Source organism: Paenibacillus cucumis (ex Kampfer et al. 2016) (genome assembly GCF_019748695.1).
GTDB lineage: Bacteria > Bacillota > Bacilli > Paenibacillales > Paenibacillaceae > Paenibacillus > Paenibacillus polysaccharolyticus.
Genome location: NZ_JACLIC010000023.1, coordinates 183,553 through 203,267, shown reverse-complemented (window position 1 = coordinate 203,267; position 19,715 = coordinate 183,553). Strand labels below are relative to the sequence as shown.

Here is a 19,715-nt window from a genome sequence, read left to right as displayed (position 1 = left end):
TCGACGAACGAAAGCGTTTATTTTAGTACCAGCGCATTCAGACGGCTTCAAGAATGTATGAAATGGATCCAACCTGTTATATAAATTCACTGAACATATTCTTCAGTCGTTCGAACAGACCGGGTTTTTGCTCCGATTCCTGTGCCGTATTTGGCTTCGGACGGTTCGTCGGTTTCTTGCTATTAGTGTTGTTGTTACCGCCATTGCTGCTCGAGGGCCTGATACGCAAACTGCGAATAACATTGTGTAAAATACCAACGCCGCTTGTATATCCAGGGTCACGCACACCAATGTAATCCGGAACGGCGACACGCACCGAAGCAGCAAGTTCATGCTGTGCCACTTGCAGAACACCAGGCATAGAGACCGTACCTCCCGTTAGTATATAACCACCAGGAAGCTCGTTGTAACCAAGGCGTTTGACCTCTGTGCCGATCATCTGGAATATCTCCTGAACCCTAGGCTCAATAATAGCCGCCAGATCTTCCTGGGAAAACTCCTTGTCCACGTTGCTGCCGATGCGCGTCACTTTGAACATCACATCTGCGGCAGCATCATCAAGCCAGGCACAGCCATATTTCAGCTTAACTTTCTCCGCTTGATCGGTCAAAGTACGCAAACCATAAGCAATATCATTGGTTACAAATTCCCCGCCGATTGGCAGTGTTGAAGTCGCAACTAGGCTATCCTCTTCAAAGATAGCAATGGTTGTTGCTCCTGCTCCGATATCCACGAGCACAGAGCCCATCGTTTTCTCATCCTTGGACAGGGCGAGTTGACCTGCTCCGAGTGACATGAGGACCAGGTCGCTCACTTTTAATCCCGCTTTTTCCACGCAGCGCAACAGATTATGTATCGCGGTTTTAGCACCCGTAATGATGGTTGCTTCAACTTCCAGGCGAACACCAATCATACCACGCGGGTCTTGTATGCCTTCCAAGCCGTCTACAACATATTGCTTGGCGACAACATCAATAATTTCCCGTTCGGGCGGAACCGCAATGACTTCGGCTGCTTTCAACACCCGCTCCATGTCTTCTTCTCCGATCTCACGATCTTCGTTCGATACTGCCACCACACCGTGACTGCTCATCAGTCCGATGTGATTGCCTGAGATTCCAACATATACTTCGGATATTTGAATACCTACCATACGTTCTGCATGATCGACTGCATTGCGAATCGACTGCACCGTCTGATCGATATCTACGATTACACCTTTGCGAATTCCTTCCGAGTCGGCAGATCCAACTCCAATAATATTAAAGGTTCCATTATTAATTTCCCCAATAATAGCGCGAATTTTGGATGTACCGATGTCCAAACTAACAATGATGTCATTGTTGCTCAAGTCTGTGGCACCTCCTGACTCCAATAGTAAAATACGTTCGGGTTTAAACACACATTAAAACATATTCAACACAGCTTAGGCTTTCCCTCTTTTTTCTACAATTTTTTTGGGTGCCAAGTTCTGGATGTGAAACATAAAACTTTGAAGAAAAAAGAAGGAGGCAACTCATGTGCCGTAAGTTCAAGTGTACCATTTTTTCTTCATCTCAGAAAGAACAAGTTTCACACATCAACCGGTGCTAAAGCCCGATCCTGTCTACACTTTTACGCAATAAACCGCCAATCAGCAACATGCATCATTGCCCTGCTCCCGGCTCAGCGTCATCCTCAGGATTATCCGGTACAAACGGGACATACGTATCCGCCTCAAGCATCGTAATTTTACCAGGTCGTTCGGTCTCGATCACCTGATTCAAATACTCCACTTTATCCGTTAACAGCGATATCGTTGTAATCACTTCAAACTGTGATTTGGTGTACATGCGAATCTGATCCGGAAAAGAGGGTGTCGGATTCGGAATAATTTCGGATATGTCCGTTGTCAGTTCATTTGGAATTTGAGCCAGCGCCTCACTCAGCTTTGCCTTGAGCGGATCATTCGGTTTCCATTGTGTCAGAATCGGCTTCTCTACAGCAACACCGATCGTTGGCGGAACATTCAGGCTTGTCCCATTAGACAATATGGCTTTAAGCGCCCCGGTTGTGTCCAGTTCATAAGCGACTGTAGGAAACTCCTGAACCTTGATATGAATCGTACCCGGAAATTGCTTGTCCACAGTAACTGTTGAGACAGCTTTAATCGTTTTAAGACGTTCTATGATTTCAGTAGCACTTGTTCCAAAAAACTGATCGCCTTCCCTCAAACCACTCTTTTCAAGTAAATCCGCAGTGGCCGTGTATACATTACCCGTAATTTCGATCGCTGATATGCGACTTACAGAAGAACGAAAGAATAATACAGCCAGCAATGCAATAAATAATAATAATAGGATAATTACAATCTTACGGCTTGTGTTTCCTTTTGGGCGATTCTCCTTGAGAACCGGAATTTGACTTTTAGGCATAATAACGCTCCACAAAGCCTCAGGCCCCCTCCTCTTCCAAGAAGGGGACGCCAAGGACGTTAATTGGCAAAATCCAACTGTTTCGAAACAGTCGACTGTCTCTCCACTGAGGCTCCAAGACTCTGGAATAACTTTTCGATCTGATCATATCCCCTGTCAATGTGATGCACTTGCTCCACAATGGTTTTACCTTGAGCCGCCAGACCTGCAATAACTAAAGCTGCACCCGCACGAAGATCTGTCGCCTCTACAGTAGCCCCATATAGTCTTGGAACTCCACGGATAAAAGCTGCATTCAGGTCAACCGAAATATCCGCTCCCATGACATTCAGTTCATCCACATGTTTAAATCTTCCTTCGAACACGGTTTCCTTCATCACGCTGAATCCATCTGCCAAACTGAGTAGCACCATGATCTGTGATTGAAGATCTGTTGGAAACGATGGATACGGGGAAGTCACAATACGATCCACTGATTTTGGGCGGGTCATACAACTCACAGTCATTATATCATTGCATACTGTGATTTGAACACCAGTGCGCTTTAACACATGTATAAGCGAAGTAAGATGTGCAGGATTGCAGTGTGTAAGCGTAACATTGCCTCGGGTTGCAGCAGCAGCAATCATAACGGTTCCAGCGACAATCCGGTCAGGTATGATTTCATAGGTGCAAGGTTGCAACTTCTCAACACCATTTATCGTGATTGTATCCGTGCCGGCACCCATAATTCGTGCCCCCATCGCATTCAGAAAATGCTGCAAATCCTGAATTTCAGGCTCTCTCGCTGCGTTGAAAATTGTCGTTGTGCCTTCTGCAAGCACAGCAGCCATCATGATGTTTTCAGTGGCTCCAACACTCGGAAAATCCAGATGAATATCCGCACCTATCAGATTAGCTCCATGACAGATAATTTGCTGATCTTGCTCTTCAATCTGTGCTCCGAGTGCTTCCAGCCCCCGGAGGTGAAGATCAATTTTACGTTCTCCGATCGCACAGCCACCCGGCTGATATACAGATACTCTCCCAAACCTCGCAAGCAATGGCCCCATCAGAAAAATGGAAGACCGCATTTGCTTCATAAGATCCTCTGGCACATCATGTGACCGGACAAGCGACGTATTGATCGTCACTGTTCCCTGCTCATGCCGACATGTGCATCCAAGTCGTTCCAGGATATACAGCATTACTTCGATGTCCAGCAAGTGTGGAACGTTGTGCAGCGTAATTTCTCCGTCTGCGAGCAAACTTGCGGCCATAATCGGTAAAGCGGCATTTTTTGCTCCATGGATGCGTATGGATCCTGATAGGGGTCTCCCACCTTCAATCACCAATTTGTCCAATGTATCACCTCCGGGGTTTACGCTCACCCACTGCGATAACATACGGTACCCGGTGGATACCGCCATGAGATGATATAGTGCTCTGAATAGACTGTATAAGGGTGATGACGTCCTCTGCTGTCGCTTGGCCTGATTGAACAATAAAATGGATATCCATTGTTCCCAGTCAATCTCAGCGAATTGAATTATCCGTGACACATCCGATCCATGAGGCTCCGCAATCCATCCCTCGGTTCGACCAGTCATTGCCAGCAATACCATGTTGGGAATTCACGGTCTTCACCCTAGTTGCACCTTTGCCGATATGATGCTGTACTGCGGTATCATGGAACGATTGTCACGATTTATACCGTATCTTATGTCAGTCCCGTCTGGTGTGTGACAATCGCCCATAAATGCGTCCAAACACCTATTATCGTTTTGCAACAAGACGCTTAATTTCGTTTACAAGCACTTTGGCCGCATCTGGTTTCCCTAATTTTCGAGAAGCCTCTGCCATCTGCTTACGTCCTGATTCGTCATTCATAATGCCTGCAATTGCTTCATACAGGCCTTTGCCTGTAAGCTCTCTCTCCAGCATTGTGAGTGAGGCTCCTCCTTTTTCAAGGGTACGCGCGTTAGCCTCCTGATGATTGTTGGTTACGTTTGGTGATGGAATCAGAATCGACGGAATACCAAGAGATGTAATCTCCGCAAGGAACGAGGCTCCTGCACGGTTCACAATCAAAGAGGTACAAGCGAGTACTTCGGGCATGTTATGTACATAAGGAAGTACATGCAGATGATTAGGCATCGTTCCCAAAGAACTACGGATCGCTTCACGGGTTTCATCAAAATAGGTCTCGCCTGTAACGTAAACAACATGTACATCATCCAGCTGTTCCAGCATCGGTGCCATTTCAATCATCGCCTGATTAATCGCTTTAGCCCCCCGGCTCCCCCCAACGACTAGCACAACACGGCTGTCCATCGGAACACCTAATGTGGCGAATCCACGATCCCGACTGGCCTGGGCTACTGTTGTTGCCCGCGGGTTTCCAGTATAGATAACCTTTTTTGCACCAGAGAATGATTTTTCAGAACCTTCAAAACTGACGGCAACTGTATCTACATAACGCATGAGAAACTTGTTCGTCAGACCTGGAATCGCATTCTGTTCATGAATCACGCTTGGAATTCCCAGCTTTGCCGCCGCATATACAACGGGACCACAGACATATCCGCCCGTACCGATGACAACGTCCGGCTTGAATTCCTTCAGCATTTTTTTAGATCTCCTTACCCCTTGAACGAATCGCATGATCGTTTTCACATTTTCAAAGGATAACTTACGCCGAAAACCGGTAATGTCAATCGATTTAAAAGGTATATCTTCCTGAGGAACCAGCTTACTTTCAAGTCCTCGTGTACCGCCAATGTATAAAAACGTCGAGTCGGCATTTTCCGCCTCACATTGTCTTGCTATGGCTACGGCCGGATAGATATGCCCACCCGTGCCACCACCACTAAGAACGACTCGCATCGTATAAGTCACCTCGCATAACGGGATAAATTCAATAATATGCCCAGTGCGGTGAGCATGAGTGTCAGTGATGAACCTCCATAACTGATCAGCGGCAGTGTAATCCCTGTGACAGGCATAAGTCCAATCACCACGCCGATATTAATAATGACCTGCACAGCAACCATACCGATAATCCCCACAGCTAGCAGGCTGCCAAAGGAATCTGGAACCGTCATCGCTACACGCATTCCTCTCCACACCAGCACCAGAAACAATAATAATACAATCATTCCACCAATGAAACCGAGTTCTTCCGCCAAAATACTAAATATAAAGTCCGTCTGCGGTTCAGGCACGTAACTGTACTTCTGTCTACTCATCCCCAGCCCGAGACCAGCCAGTCCACCTGGACCAATCGCATAGAGCGATTGAATGATCTGATAACCTGCACCAAGCGGATCTGACCATGGATCCAGAAAAGCTGTAATTCGTTGCAACCGATAAGGTGCCGCTGCAACAAGTGCCGCGAATCCTGCAACTCCACCCAGAGCAAGCAGAGCGAGATGTTTCATTCGTGCTCCGGTTGTGAAAATGATAAGCATGGATGCCCCCATCATCACGGTGCCTGTACCTAAATCGGGCTGTAACATAATTATGCCAAAAGCAAGCCCCATTAGCCCAAGCGGAGGCAACAGCCCCGTTGTAAAAGTTTTAATTTTACCAGGATCTTTGCTCAGCCAATGAGCCAAAAACAAGATCATGCCCAGTTTCATGAATTCGGAGGGCTGGATACCGAAAGAGCCAATCCCCAGCCAGCTACGTGCACCGCCGCGAACGACTCCGATTCCCGGAATTAATACGGCAATGAGCATAATAAAACAGATAATTAAAATCGGCTTGGCATACTTTCGCCATACCCTATAATCCACATTCGCTGTCACAAACATGGCTACCAGCCCAAGCACGGCGAATAAAATCTGCCTTTTCACAAAATAAAATGAGTCGCCATAGTTTCGGAACGCAAGTACTGAGCCTGCGCTGTACACCATAATGATGCCGATGGCAAGCAGAGCCAAAATACAAATCAGGAGCCAAATATCCGGCGCCGGTCGCGTCTGTTTCATCAGGAGGCCACCCCTTGCATGGAAGTAGGGGCTTTTCCACCCCCCTACTTACAAGTTATGCGCCGCCTCTTTAAAAATGCGTCCCCGTTCTTCATAGGAGGCAAACATGTCCCAGCTTGCACACGCAGGGGATAACAAAACAACATCCCCTGGTTCGGCAAGACTTGCTGCTTCCTGAACAGCAACCGTCAACGTACGGGCAGCGTCCTCCTCATTATCGACGACCTTAATATGCTTTAGTCCCGCCAGTTCTGCGACTTTAGCAATTTTAGCACGGTTTTCACCAAGAACCACCAACGCTTTGACACGCTCCTCCAATACCGGCAACAGCTCCATCATATCTGAACCGCGATCTAGTCCGCCTGCAATCAATACAACAGGTTCCTTAAAGGAATTCAGTGCCATGACCGTTGCTTTTGAATTGGTAGCTTTCGAATTGTTGTAATAAACTGAGCCATTATGCTTGAGCACATACTCCAGTCGATGTTCAACACCTCTGAAATCAGCTAGCGGAGCAGCCAGGTGTGACGGATCAGCACCCGCTGCGATTGCAATAGCTACTGCAGCAAGCGCATTGCCTACATTAAAACGTCCAGGTATGCCAATGTCCTGCACATCGATAATCACTGCTCGATTGCCTGCACCATCCGCATAGATCACCTGACGTTTCACATCATCCTCTTCTCCGTCGACATAAGGCGGATCTGCATACACGCCTGTTTCCAGGTTTTCCGTCAATGAGAACGGAATCACCCTCGCTTTGATATAAGGAATGAGTTCACGGCATACAGCATCATCCCAATTGAGAACAGCGACGTCATCTGGTTTCTGATTGGCAAACAGCTTTGCTTTGGAAGCCACGTAATCTTCCATGCCGCCATGATAATCCAGATGGGTCTCTGCCACGTTAAGAAGCGCAGCAATACGCGGACGAAACTCTACCGTGCCTTTGAGCTGGAAGCTACTTAGTTCGACGACCATCCAGTTATCAGCGGTAGCCTGCTCTGCAGCTTCACAGAGAGGGGTTCCAATGTTACCAGCAACAATGGGATTCAAGCCCGCTTGTTCCAGCATATTTCCTACCCAAGTTGTGGTCGTTGTTTTTCCGTTAGAACCGGTGATACCGATCATAGGTGCCCCGCAAAGGTGATATGCAACCTCCACCTCGGTTACCACCTCAATACCTAATTCAAGAGCTTGCTGCACAGGAGCAGCCTGATAAGGAATGCCGGGGTTTTTGACGACCAGCTTCACATCACTATGAATGAGATCATCCGGATGGCCCCCGCATACAACAGAAATTCCCAAAGCCTCCAATTCGGAAGCTTCGGGACACTGTTCCCTGTCTTTTTTATCATTTACGATAACGTTAGCCCCGGCACGATACAGCACCTTGGCAACTTGTACGCCGCTCTTCGCAAGCCCAAGCACGACGACTTGTTGTCCGCGATATGTTTCTGGATGATTCATAATTTACAACCCCTTGTTGAGATAAAGTCCAAGAGCGGCCAAAATAGCACCTACCGCCCAAAAGGTAATGACAACCCGCCATTCTGACCAGCCACTAAGCTCGAAGTGATGGTGGATCGGGCTCATTTTAAATACACGTTTACCGCGGGTTTTGAAGGATACAACTTGGATCACAACGGAAAGGACCTCAATTACGAAAATACCGCCGATAACCAGAAACAGAAGTTCTGTCTTCGTAACGATTGCAATCGCGCCGATTGCACCGCCGATTCCGAGCGAACCCGTATCGCCCATAAACACCTTGGCCGGATGTGCATTGTAAACCAGGAATCCGAGAACAGCCCCAATCATGGCAGCTGCACACACCGCCGCCGGCATCGACGTTGCCTGCATTGCCACAATAGCAAACGCGCCAAAAGCAATCGCACTGACACCGGAGAGAAGGCCATCCAAACCATCCGTAAAGTTAACCGCATTGGTAATGGCCAGCATCATAAAGACAACAAACGGATAATAAAACCATCCTGTCCAGTCAAACGAAACCGAAGTTCCCGGGATAGAAATCGCGGTGCTGTGTCCATTTTGAATAAGTAAATAACACATGAGGGCACTGAAGAACAGCTGCCCCAGCATTTTTTGTCTGGCTGTCAATCCAAGCGAACGCTTGAATACAATTTTGATATAGTCATCCAAAAAACCAATGAGACCAAATCCAAGCGTAGCGACAAGCAACACATAAAAGTCTGTGTTTTTGACCGCTGAGAATTTAAGAAACGCCAGCGTGAACGCAAGTAAAATAACAACTCCGCCCATCGTTGGTGTTCCGCTTTTTTTCAAATGGCTCTGAGGCCCGTCTTCCCTGACCTGCTGTCCGAACTTCATCCGCCGCAGAAGCGGAATAAGTAGCGGTGCGGCAATCACCGCCAAAATAAATGAAACGCCGATTGTTAACAGTAATACCTGAAAATCCATGGGTTCACCCCTCTAGTCTACTCGATTCTGTAATGGTGCCGTCTGCAGTGTTTGAACTACATCCTCCAGTTTCATGCCTCGCGAGGCTTTAAACAAAACTGCATCTTTCGGATGAAGATTCTCCAGCAGATAACGGGTCAATTCTTCTTTATTATTAAAAGCATGCACAGCTTCAGCTACCATATGCTTTTTTGCTCCCTCAGCAATATGCACGGATAATGGACCGTATACCAGCACTTTATCCAATTTATCAGAAGTAATATACATCCCGATCTCATGATGAAGCTGCTGCTCCTCCGAACCTAACTCCAGCATATCTCCCAGTACAGCCACTTTCATCCGATATCCTTTTAACCCTTCCAACACATCTATAGCAGCCTTCATGGAAGTCGGGCTTGCATTATATGCATCATTCAGGAGAGTAAGTCCGCTGACCGCCTGGGTGACCTCAATACGCATCCCTGTCAATTTTAGCTGCGACAAGCCTTTTGCCATATTTTCCTCAGTCACCCCAAAATGACGTGCTACGGCCATGGCAGCCAGACAGTTAATTACATTGTGCGTACCCAGCAAGGGAAGGTTATAAGCTTTGTCGACAGACTGCTTGGTTGTAAACACCATCCCGTGCTGTGCATTCATCAGCCCAGTTGGATAATCGTTATTATCCGTTTGTAATCCAAACCTAAACCGTTGCATGCCTTCAGGTTGCTTCGTTGCAGACTCTTCAAGCACCTGCGCGATTAAAGGCTCGTCTCCGTTGTATATGAGTAATCCGCCAGGTTTCATACCAGCAGCAATTTCAGCCTTAGCTCTGGCAATTTCAAGTCTTGAGCCAAGCTGAAGCAAATGGGATTCGCCAATGTTCGTGATGATTGCTACATCCGGCTCAGCAATGACAGATAGGTCATAGATTTCACCGCGTCCGCTCATGCCCATCTCCAAAATAATAATTTCCGTATCCGGAGTCATACTCAATACCGTTAGTGGCAGACCGATATGATTGTTGAAATTCCCCTGCGTTTTATGCACCTTGAATGTGGTAGAGAGAAGCGCGTTTACAATATCCTTGGTTGTTGTTTTCCCGTTACTGCCTGTAATGCCAACAACAGATGCCTTGTTCTCACGAAGATAAGCCGATGCAAGTGCCTGTAATGCAGTCAGGGTATCGTCCACCAAAATAACGGCTCCCTGCGGCGGAGCACCATGATTTTTTTGCCACAACGCCCCCGCAGCATCTTGCTCCAGACAAGCTTGCACAAACTCATGCCCATCAAAACGTTCACCTACCAAAGGGATAAACAAACTGCCTGCCACCGGTTTACGTGAATCGGTAAATACCCCTTCGGCGATAACTTCACTATAAACTGCGGCATCACTTAGTGTGCCACCACACATGTCGGCGATTTGCGCCAATGTTCGTTTTATCAATTGGATTTGCCCCTTATCGCTTCTTTAGCTATGATCCGGTCATCGAAATCGGTCTTGGTTGTTCCGATAATTTGATAAGTCTCGTGACCCTTGCCCGCAATCAATACTACATCGGCCGGGCTTGCCATTTCAATAGCTTCATGAATGGCCTGACGCCGGTCCACGATCATTGTGTAACGCTCAGACGGAACGGACTCCTCCAGCAAACCTTGCTCAATGTCTTTTAGAATCAGATCGGGATCTTCCGTCCGCGGGTTGTCAGAAGTCACTAATACAAAGTCACTGTACTTCGCAGCAATTTTACCCATCAATGGGCGTTTTGTGCGATCCCGGTCACCGCCGCACCCAAATACGCAGATGACACGGCCCTCCGCAAACTCATTGACTGTACGCAATACATTCTCAAGTCCATCAGGTGTATGGGCATAATCAACGATGACCGCGAATGCCTGACCTTCATTGACAGCTTCCACCCTGCCATCCACACCCGGTACGGTCTCCAGACTACGCTTGATCTCTTCCAGTGGCACACCTTCCACCAGCGTTGCCGAGATGGCCGCCATTGCATTGTACACGTTGAACTTGCCTACCATACGCAGTTCAATGTCTGTGCTACCCGCAAAGGTATCTACATGGAAGGTCGTCCCCTGAGCTGTGATTGAAATTGCAGATGCACGAACATCCGCCTGTTCTCCCATGCCGTATGTAATAACCTCAGCAGCCGTTACAGAGATATAATAATCCGCAGCCGGATCATCCGCATTGATCACTGCATACTTCCGCTCGGAAGCATCTTCTGCATAACTGTTACCCAGGCGAGCAAAAAACAACCCCTTAGCTCCGCGATATTCCTCCATGGAATGATGGTAATCGAGATGATCCTGCGACAGGTTTGTAAATACTGCTGTACGGAAATCCGTGCCTTTCACCCGCCCTTGCTCCAATGCATGAGAAGAAACTTCCATCACACAGCATTCCGTACCAGCCTGAACCATATCATGCAAACTACGTTGCAAATCCAGAGCTTCAGGTGTTGTTCCCGACATCGGGTAAGTGCGTCCATCATAACGCATCTGGATGGTTCCGATCAGCCCGGTTTTCTGACCGTAGTCGCTCATAATTTTTTCAATCAAATAAGTCGTTGTTGTTTTGCCGTTCGTTCCCGTTACTCCGATCATTTTCATCTTGTGACTCGGTGATTCGAAAAAGAAGTCCGACAAAACAGCCATAGCAAAGCGACTGTCTCTTACAATCAATTGTGGTACAGGCAAGTCAAGCTGCCGCTCCACAACGAGAGCAGACGCTCCGGCCTGCACTGCTTTATCTGCATAATCATGTCCATCGACCGTATGTCCCGGAAGACAGATAAACAGATCACCCGGTTTGACTTGCCGGGAATCTGTCTGAAGGTTGTGACATTCTGTATGGGGGTCGCCCACGAGACGGGCGGTAATCAACTTGGATTCAAACTGTTTTAAAAGCACATGAATAACCTCACTTTTCCAAATATACTTCTGTATCCACAGATTACTATAGTATTAATATCGACCAGACCACCAAATAATGAAACGCGATCTCTTGAATTTTGTTGCGGTCGGAGTAGGAAACTCCGCTTAAGCCTACATTGTATCCTTACTTAAAGCTCCATTTGAGAACTTTATTCGTGCTTCGAATGATCATGCCCATCATCTTTCAGGACGTTACCCATATAGATACGTATCGTTGAGCCTTGATCTACTCTTGCTCCTGGTTTAGGGGCCTGATTAATTACGTATTTGCCACTGCCCGACTTCGCGAGCATAAAATTCATGTTGAGATCCTCGTACAAATCTTCCACTGTAGCCCCAGTAAGATCAGGAACCGTCACAATTTTGGTTTCACCATATTTGTACTCTTTCGCGAGCTGGTCCTTACGCACAGGCACTTTCATATAATGCAGCGAATCTTCCAGAATGTTTTGTACGATTGGGGCTGCAACAACACCGCCAAACTGAATCCCCTTCGGATTGTCTACAGCGGTGTACACCACGATCTGCGGATCATCAGCCGGAGCAAATCCAATAAACGAAACGATGTGTTCACTCGACGAATAACGACCATTAATAACTTTTTGGGCTGTACCTGTTTTACCTCCAACCCGGTAGCCATCGATAAAAGCTGGACGGCCTGTTCCTTTGGCCACGACACTTTCTAGTGCTTCTCGTACTTGTTTGGACGTATCCTCCGAGATGACTTGACGAACAAGTTCAGGCTTTACTTCTTCCAGCACCTCTCCGGTTTCTGGATGTACCCAGGCTTTCGTAACGTAAGGTTTATAGAGCTTCCCACCATTGATGGCAGCTGATACCGCTGCTACTTGTTGAATAGGAGTTACGGATACACCTTGCCCAAAGGCGGTCGTTGCAAGTTCAACAGGACCTACGTTTGCTAATTTGAAAAGAATACCACTTGCTTCTCCGCTAAGATCAATCCCGGTTTTGGCACCAAAACCGAAATTTTTAATGTAGGAGAACAACGAATCCTTACCAAGCTTCTGCCCCAAAGCAACAAATCCAGGGTTACAGGAATTCTCCACCACCTGAAGGAAAGTCTGGCTTCCATGTCCACCTTTTTTCCAACAGCGCAAGCGTGCTCCGCCGACTTCTACAAATCCGGGATCAAAAAATTGATCCTGTTGCAGATTTACCTTTTTTTCTTGCAACGCAGCAGCCAGTGTAATAATTTTGAAAGTTGAACCTGGTTCATACGTCATCCAGATGGGCAAGTTCCGGTTATAAATTTCTGAAGGATATTGCTGATAATCTGCCGGCTCGTAGCCCGGTCTGCTAGACATCCCTAGAATTTCGCCTGTTTTGGGATTCATTGCAATAGCCAAAGCGGAATTAGCCTGAAACTTGACCATCGCCTGATCCAATTCCCGTTCCATAATCGATTGAATGGATTTATCAATGGTCAGCTTGAGGTTGAGCCCGTCCTTCGGTTCCACATACTTCTCAGATGAGCCCGGCATGAGCCTTCCGGCCGCATCGGACAAGTAGGATACACTGCCATTTAAACCATTCAGCTTGTCGTCATATCTTTTTTCAACACCAGTCAGTCCCTGATTATCAATCCCTGTAAATCCGAGAATATGAGCAGCCAGATCATCATACGGATAGAAACGTTTGTTATCCTCGGCAACAACGATACCCGGGAGCTTCAAATCACGGATGCGCTGAGCTTTCTCCATCGTAATTTTGCGGCCACCGGGTTGTAGTCTTACAATCAATTCTCGTTTCTTGATGGTTGCCAGTACTTTCTCTTCTGTCATACCTAGTAGCGGTGCCAGCGCCCTGGCTGTGGTCTCCGCTTCTTTAACTTGAGCCGGGATCGCCATGATTGTTGGGGTTGTCACATTGTAGGCTAAAGATGTCCCGTTTCGATCCAGAATCTCTCCCCTTTTAGCTGTGTACGGAATATTACGACGCCAGGATTCTTCCGCTTTGGCCGATAGTTCCGGCCCTTTCCCCAACTGAACATAAGCAAGCCTGATGACCAAGGCCGAAAATAACATAACCAGAATTAACAAACTCCACAGCAACCTGCGGCGTAGATTCACACTTGTTCCCTTCACGAAAAGATCCCCCCACTCGTCCCAAAATCATGAACTGTCTCATTCATGAATATTCAGGACAACCGGGGGTTAGAACAAGCTGTCTATACAGTCTATGGCAGGGAAGCCCCTTCAGTGGCTGGTTTACCAGATGTTTCGTCTTGACCCTTTTGCTTGTCAGTCTGACTCTGATTTGAGGCACTTCCCGGCGGATCATCCCCATCCGTTTTACCCTCATCAGCTGTTTTCGTATTGTTGTCCTGGTTTTTCGCATTCGGATCAGAAGAATCTGGAGCTTCATCAGCTATACCGGTTACCGCTGCCTTCGCTGTCTGTAAGGTTAACTGCACCGTTCGTTGCTCACCCGATACCTGCTCCTTCTGTTTCACGACGTATCCCTCACCCTTGACTGTTACGCCTACCTTCATCAGTGAGAGAACCTCCAACGCATCACGAAGCGATTCACCCGTCAGATCTGGAATCTTCATTTTACTGCTCTCTTCCGTCAGTAGGTAGACTCGTTGACCTGGATTCATCGAAGCACCTGCTTGTGGATACTGGCGAATCACATTTTCACCCTGACCAAGCGTGACATAAGCAATTCCGGAGTTGAGAAGCTGGCTTCTGGCCTGTTTGGCCGTTTTACCACTCAAGTCTGGAGCCTTAGCCTGTACAACAGGAGCTTCTTTTGACTTTTTGTCTGTCGTTTTGGCTGTATCTTTCGGTATACCCATATATTGCAACGTCTGGCTTACAACCTTCTTGAACACTGGAGCCGCTGCAGTTCCTCCGCCAATGTTTGTGCCATCTGGCTGGTCAATCACAATCAACATCGCAATCTTCGGATTGTTGACTGGTGCAAATCCAATAAACGAAACGACGTCTTTGTTTTTGCTATATTGACCGTTGATAACTTTTCGCGCTGTCCCTGTCTTGCCTGCAACCCGGTATCCTTCAATATAGGCATTACGTCCTGTACCGATCGTCTGATCTGCTACGACCTGCTCCAGATACCCGCCAACAAGCTTGGCCGATTCTTTAGAGATGACCTGTCTAATCACTTTCGGTTTGATTGCTTCCGTTGTGCCATCATTCGGATTAATGATCTCCTTCACGAGATGAGGCTGGAGCAACTTACCGCCGTTTGCAATGGCCGAGATGGCTGATAACTGCTGGATCGGCGTCACTTGTACGAGACCGTGACCATATGCAGCGGTAGCAATCTCTGACTTGTATACCAAGGGTTTGATTGGCGAAGCCGCTTCACTTGGCAGGTCAATGCCCGTCTTTTTACCAAAACCAAACTGATCGATATAGTGACGCAGTCGCTCTCCCCCGAGCATGTTGTACCCCAGATTAACAAAAGCGATGTTACTGGAGCGTTTGACACCTTCAAGGTAAGAGATTCTTCCGTACGTATGTCCGTTATCACTAATCGGGAAACCACCGATGTATATGCGCTTGGATTCAAACGTTGCATTCGGATCAAACAGTTTTTCCTCCACGGCTCCCGCAAGTGTCACAATTTTGAACGTAGAACCTGGTTCATAGATCGACTGCGTTGCATGGTTGATAAAATTTTTCTGATCCGGTGTGCTCGCATACGTATTCGGATTAAAGGTCGGCCAGTTGGCCATCCCCAGAATCTCCATCGTGTTTGGATCAGCCGCAATGACGGTCATACTCAGCGGGTTATATTTCGCAATTGTCTCTTTCATTGCACTTTCAATGTAAAACTGGATCGTATCATCAATCGTCAGTTTCAGGTTTTTACCGTTTTTCGGAGGCAAATAATTATCTTGTGAATCCGGAAGTTTGATGCCTTTCGCATCCTTCTGGTAATTCAGGAAACCATCTGTGCCTGTCAGCACGTCATCATACGAGACTTCCAGCCCATTGACAGCTTTGCCATCACGACTCATATAACCTAGCACATGAGAGGCCAGCGACTCTTCCGGATAAAAACGTTTGGACTCCTGCGTCATGACGATCGCATTTTTTGCCTTGTGTTGCTCCTGAAGCTCTTCGCGCAACTCATTGACCTTTTCAGCAAGTGCAGGACTAATTTTGTATCCTTCACTGCGTACTTCGCGTTGTTGAAAAAACTTCCCGTCTTTATTTTTTGCTGTAACAAGAGCTCGCATCTCACTCTCGTTTTTCTTGAGCAGTGCCGATAGCTTCTTCGTCACTTCGTCCTCAATACCTAGTTGATTAATCAAAAGCGGGTTAACCGAAACCGTGTAAGCCGGCGAATCCGTGGCAAGCACATTCCCGTTTCGATCCGTAATCGTTCCGCGAGCAGCCTTGATCGTCTGTTCCCTTTCGATAAGACCCGCCGCACGCTCTTGCCATTTGTCACCATTAACCACCTGAATGAAAAATATACGGGTTACGAGTACAAGAAAAAAGAGGGTAATGAATCCCCCTATTAACAACGTGCGCATTTTTATTCTTTTTACCATCGAAACACCTCTTTACTTGCCACTGGTTGCATTCGAGGATGATTCAGTACCTGTCGATGTATTCGTTGTTGAGCGTGGTACAAAAATAATATCCTTATCGGAAGCTTCCACGTAACCCAGTCTTTTTGCATTCTCGACAACCTGATTATTCAATGTTTCTCTCTCCACCTGTAAGTCGGCAATGGTCTTCTCAGCCTCTTTAATTTTTACAATGGTCGACTGAGCCTGCTTGTTCAGCTCATAAATATGAGCGTAACGAGACATCAGGGCACCGCCCACAATAATGACGGCTAAGAGTGTGATCAGGTATAAAAACTTTTCGCGGCCTGGCAGACCTGTGCGACGTGTCACAACTTTAGTAGTTTCCTTGTACCTTTGCTGTGTTACACGTTCTTGGGCTTTTTCTTTGACCGCTAGATTGCCACGTGTATATGCCATTTGAAGGCTCCTCCTCCTCTTTTGTTCTACAATTTCTCAGCTACACGCAGCTTGGCTGATCGCGCACGAGAGTTCTCGGTCAGTTCCGCTTCTGATGGAATCAACGGTTTTCGATTGACGAGACGTAAAGTCCCTTTACCACCGCATACACATAACGGAAAGTCAGGTGGACATGTACATTTTTCAAGATAGCTGCTGAAGATCTGTTTACATATCCGGTCCTCAAGGGAATGGAAGGTGATAACAGATACGCGCCCCCCTGGCGCTAAACAACGAACAGCCTGATGCAGTCCTTCTTCAAAAGCCCCCAGTTCATCATTCACAGCAATACGCAGCGCCTGAAAACTTCGCTTCGCAGGATGTCCACCTGTACGGCGGGCTGCTGCAGGAATACCTTCTTTGATCAATTCCACAAGTTCACCTGTCGTTTCGATCTCAGACTGACTACGTTGATTCACAATAACACGAGCAATCCGTCTGGAAAACTTCTCTTCACCATAGCGATACAGAATTCGCGCAATCTCTTCTTCCGGCCATTCATTCACAATCTCTTTGGCTGTCAGAAGTGCATCTTGGTCCATACGCATATCAAGCGGTGCATCGTGATTGTAACTGAATCCACGTTCTCCTTCGTCAAACTGTGGAGATGACACACCAAGGTCATACAGAATTCCGTCAACCTGTGGCAGACCGTCCTTCATAGGAACATCAAGATCTTTGAGAACCTGCTCCAAATCTCTAAAATTGGTTTTCACCAATGTAACCTGGTTTTCATAAGCAGCGAGCTTCTCGCGTGCATTGTCCAAAGCCCAGTCATCCTGATCAAGTGCGATCAGACGTCCCCCCGGACCTAGCTTGGATGCGATCACGGAACTGTGTCCCGCCCCTCCTAAAGTGCAGTCCACGTATATACCGTCCTGCTTGATGTTTAATCCCTCGGTTGCCTCTTCTTTGAGTACGGTTATGTGGTGAAACAACCTGCACCCCTCCTTACTTTATAAGTCAAAATTGAAATCGACCAGCTTTTCGGCAATGTCGTTGAATGCTTCTTCGGATTGATTAAAATAACTTTCCCAAATGCCTTTGCTCCAAATCTCCACCCGGTTCGACACACCAAGAACAACGCAATCCTTGTCCAATTTGGCATACTCTCTCAGGTTACCCGGCAGATTTACCCTGCCCTGTTTATCCAGTTCACATTCAGTTGCACCTGAGAAAAAAAACCGGGTAAACGCACGTGCGTCGGATTTCATCAGCGGCAGTGCTTTCAGTTTCTGTTCCATGACCCCCCACTCCTCCATGGGGTACACGAAAAGACACTGGTCCAAACCTCGTGTGACAACGAAAGTGGATCCGAGAGATTCGCGGAATTTAGCCGGAATAATGACCCGACCTTTATCATCAATGCTATGTTGAAACTCGCCCATAAACATTGCCGCACTCACTCCCCCACTTTGCCCCACTTTCCACCACCTAAGCATAATAGATTCGGTTAAAAAAATCAAAACCCTTCTTGACTTTTCTGTTTTTTTATTTGATTCCACCGAAAAAAACGCCTTCGATCCTGTCATTCAGGACCAAAGACGTTTCCCGGTTACGGGCGATCGTATGTGCACCCGTACATGAGCCATATCGTCAATACACCATTCTACTACTTTTGAAACAGTTTATCCGTTTGTAATTATTGGATAACCCTTTAAAATTTCCAACTATCGAGGTACTTTTCCTGCTCAGCGGACAAAGAATCAATGGCAATGTTCAGGCTCTCCAGCTTGTAACTCGCCACTTGCTGGTCAATTTCGTAAGGAACGTTCACTACGTTTTTACCAAGAGATTCATAGTTTTCGCTCACATAACGCAAACCTAATGCCTGCAGTGCAAACGTAGTGTCCATGATCTCGGCCGGATGTCCGTCAGCAGCTCCCAGATTTACCAAGCGTCCCTCCGCGAGCAGATACATTTTACGACCATCTTTGAAACGGTACTCCTCAATGTTGCGACGAACGGTACGAATAGACTCAGAACGTTTGGCAAGCTCCGGTTTGTTAACCTCAACATCGAAGTGACCTGCATTACTCAGAATAGCTCCGTCTTTCATAACATCGTAATGTTCACCTGTAATGACGTCCTTGTTGCCTGTCACAGCAATAAAGAAATCACCCAACTTTGCTGCTTCCAGCATCGTCATAACCCGGAAACCATCCATATGTGCTTCCACGGCTTTGATTGGGTCGATTTCAGTTACAATGACATTGGCACCCAAACCTTTTGCACGCATAGCCACACCTTTACCACACCAGCCATACCCAGCTACGACAACATTTTTACCTGCAACCACCAGGTTCGTTGTCCGAATAATACCGTCAAAAGCGGATTGCCCAGTACCATAGCGGTTATCAAACAAATACTTGCAATATGCGTCATTTACCGCAACCATCGGGAATTTCAGTTGTCCTTCTTTCGCCAGTGCCTTCAAACGAATAATGCCTGTTGTCGTTTCTTCTGCGCCCCCGCGAATCGTAGCTGCAAGATCAGGACGTTCGGAAGCAATAATAGTTGCAAAATCCCCACCATCATCAATAATGAGATCAGGCTTCACTTCAAGAGCACGGAGTTGCAGTGCTTTGAACTCAGCTGGTTCAGGATTATATTTCGCATAAACAGTCACACCGTCTTCTACCAAAGCCGCACATACATCATCTTGAGTAGACAACGGGTTACTATGTGTGATCGTCACTTCAGCACCACCAGCCTGAATGACTTTTGCCAGATATGCGGTTTTAGCTTCCAGGTGAAGGCAAATCGCTACCTTTAGACCTTTAAAAGGCAAATCTTGTTCAAATTGACGACGAATCCGGTTTAAAACCGGCATATGCGCCTCAACCCAATCAATTTTCAAATGGCCCTCTGCAGCAAGTCCCATATCTTTGACGATACTGTTTTGTAATGAAGATGTGGTCACTTTATC

15 protein-coding genes are annotated in these 19,715 nt (G+C 47.1%); all 15 read right to left on the bottom strand.

Translation table 11 applies throughout. From position 1 onward, the window contains the following. Nucleotides 1-76 precede the first annotated feature (76 nt). The 15 genes from ftsA to H7T88_RS14115 all read right to left on the bottom strand — a co-directional run bounded on the left by ftsA (nt 77) and on the right by H7T88_RS14115 (nt 19,709). Complete coding sequence (gene ftsA / locus H7T88_RS14185) at nt 77-1,351, bottom strand: cell division protein FtsA (protein ID WP_090923752.1); 1,275 nt, start codon at nt 1,349-1,351, stop codon at nt 77-79. Nucleotides 1,352-1,646: 295 nt separating this feature from the next. Further along, nucleotides 1,647-2,414 (bottom strand): cell division protein FtsQ/DivIB, encoded by a 768-nt coding sequence (locus H7T88_RS14180; RefSeq protein ID WP_090923799.1) that lies wholly within the window; start codon nt 2,412-2,414, stop codon nt 1,647-1,649. Between the two features lie 59 nt (nt 2,415-2,473). Next, nucleotides 2,474-3,757 carry a UDP-N-acetylglucosamine 1-carboxyvinyltransferase gene (murA, locus tag H7T88_RS14175; RefSeq protein WP_221789137.1) on the bottom strand — a complete coding sequence of 428 codons (1,284 nt, stop codon included), beginning with the start codon at nt 3,755-3,757 and terminating at the stop codon, nt 2,474-2,476. Between the two features lie 412 nt (nt 3,758-4,169). Continuing rightward, nucleotides 4,170-5,279 carry an undecaprenyldiphospho-muramoylpentapeptide beta-N-acetylglucosaminyltransferase gene (gene murG / locus H7T88_RS14170; RefSeq protein WP_154888107.1) on the bottom strand — a complete coding sequence of 370 codons (1,110 nt, stop codon included), beginning with the start codon at nt 5,277-5,279 and terminating at the stop codon, nt 4,170-4,172. An 8-nt stretch (nt 5,280-5,287) separates the two neighbouring features. Next, nucleotides 5,288-6,385, bottom strand: coding sequence for a stage V sporulation protein E (gene spoVE / locus H7T88_RS14165; protein ID WP_154888105.1), 1,098 nt, complete (start codon nt 6,383-6,385; stop codon nt 5,288-5,290). A gap of 48 nt (nt 6,386-6,433) precedes the next feature. Further along, complete coding sequence (gene murD, locus H7T88_RS14160) at nt 6,434-7,855, bottom strand: UDP-N-acetylmuramoyl-L-alanine--D-glutamate ligase (RefSeq protein ID WP_221788964.1); 1,422 nt, start codon at nt 7,853-7,855, stop codon at nt 6,434-6,436. Between the two features lie 3 nt (nt 7,856-7,858). Next, entirely contained in the window at nt 7,859-8,827 is a 969-nt protein-coding gene (gene mraY, locus H7T88_RS14155; RefSeq protein ID WP_090923756.1) for a phospho-N-acetylmuramoyl-pentapeptide-transferase, read from the bottom strand. A gap of 12 nt (nt 8,828-8,839) precedes the next feature. After that, nucleotides 8,840-10,252, bottom strand: coding sequence for a UDP-N-acetylmuramoyl-tripeptide--D-alanyl-D-alanine ligase (locus H7T88_RS14150; RefSeq protein ID WP_221789136.1), 1,413 nt, complete (start codon nt 10,250-10,252; stop codon nt 8,840-8,842). Continuing rightward, the gene (locus H7T88_RS14145; RefSeq protein ID WP_221788962.1) at nt 10,252-11,739 is read right to left on the bottom strand and encodes a UDP-N-acetylmuramoyl-L-alanyl-D-glutamate--2,6-diaminopimelate ligase; all 1,488 of its coding nucleotides are present in this window, start codon (nt 11,737-11,739) and stop codon (nt 10,252-10,254) included. The genes H7T88_RS14150 and H7T88_RS14145 overlap by 1 nt, the downstream gene beginning before the upstream one ends. A 173-nt stretch (nt 11,740-11,912) precedes the next feature. Next, nucleotides 11,913-13,808, bottom strand: coding sequence for a stage V sporulation protein D (locus tag H7T88_RS14140; protein WP_423246139.1), 1,896 nt, complete (start codon nt 13,806-13,808; stop codon nt 11,913-11,915). A gap of 152 nt (nt 13,809-13,960) precedes the next feature. After that, entirely contained in the window at nt 13,961-16,309 is a 2,349-nt protein-coding gene (locus tag H7T88_RS14135) for a penicillin-binding transpeptidase domain-containing protein (protein WP_221788960.1), read from the bottom strand. Nucleotides 16,310-16,321: 12 nt separating this feature from the next. Beyond that, the gene (locus H7T88_RS14130) at nt 16,322-16,747 is read right to left on the bottom strand and encodes a hypothetical protein (RefSeq protein ID WP_221788958.1); all 426 of its coding nucleotides are present in this window, start codon (nt 16,745-16,747) and stop codon (nt 16,322-16,324) included. A 26-nt stretch (nt 16,748-16,773) separates the two neighbouring features. Further along, nucleotides 16,774-17,724 carry a 16S rRNA (cytosine(1402)-N(4))-methyltransferase RsmH gene (gene rsmH, locus H7T88_RS14125; protein ID WP_221788956.1) on the bottom strand — a complete coding sequence of 317 codons (951 nt, stop codon included), beginning with the start codon at nt 17,722-17,724 and terminating at the stop codon, nt 16,774-16,776. 18 nt (nt 17,725-17,742) lie between these two features. After that, entirely contained in the window at nt 17,743-18,180 is a 438-nt protein-coding gene (gene mraZ / locus H7T88_RS14120) for a division/cell wall cluster transcriptional repressor MraZ (protein ID WP_154888632.1), read from the bottom strand. 263 nt (nt 18,181-18,443) lie between these two features. After that, nucleotides 18,444-19,709: an adenosylhomocysteinase gene (locus H7T88_RS14115; protein ID WP_154888095.1), complete on the bottom strand. Its 1,266-nt coding sequence runs from the start codon at nt 19,707-19,709 to the stop codon at nt 18,444-18,446. Nucleotides 19,710-19,715 lie beyond the last annotated feature (6 nt).

Excerpts from the sequence above, each read along its gene's own strand:
- murD (WP_221788964.1), bottom strand. The coding sequence starts at position 7,855 with ATGAATCATCCAGAAACATATCGCGGACAACAAGTCGTCGTGCTTGGG.
- H7T88_RS14130 (WP_221788958.1), bottom strand. The coding sequence starts at position 16,747 with ATGGCATATACACGTGGCAATCTAGCGGTCAAAGAAAAAGCCCAAGAA.
- spoVE (WP_154888105.1), bottom strand. The coding sequence starts at position 6,385 with ATGAAACAGACGCGACCGGCGCCGGATATTTGGCTCCTGATTTGTATT.
- H7T88_RS14140 (WP_423246139.1), bottom strand. The coding sequence starts at position 13,808 with ATGTTATTTTCGGCCTTGGTCATCAGGCTTGCTTATGTTCAGTTGGGG.
- H7T88_RS14180 (WP_090923799.1), bottom strand. The coding sequence starts at position 2,414 with ATGCCTAAAAGTCAAATTCCGGTTCTCAAGGAGAATCGCCCAAAAGGA.
- mraY (WP_090923756.1), bottom strand. The coding sequence starts at position 8,827 with ATGGATTTTCAGGTATTACTGTTAACAATCGGCGTTTCATTTATTTTG.
- murG (WP_154888107.1), bottom strand. The coding sequence starts at position 5,279 with ATGCGAGTCGTTCTTAGTGGTGGTGGCACGGGTGGGCATATCTATCCG.
- mraZ (WP_154888632.1), bottom strand. The coding sequence starts at position 18,180 with ATGTTTATGGGCGAGTTTCAACATAGCATTGATGATAAAGGTCGGGTC.
- H7T88_RS14135 (WP_221788960.1), bottom strand. The coding sequence starts at position 16,309 with ATGGTAAAAAGAATAAAAATGCGCACGTTGTTAATAGGGGGATTCATT.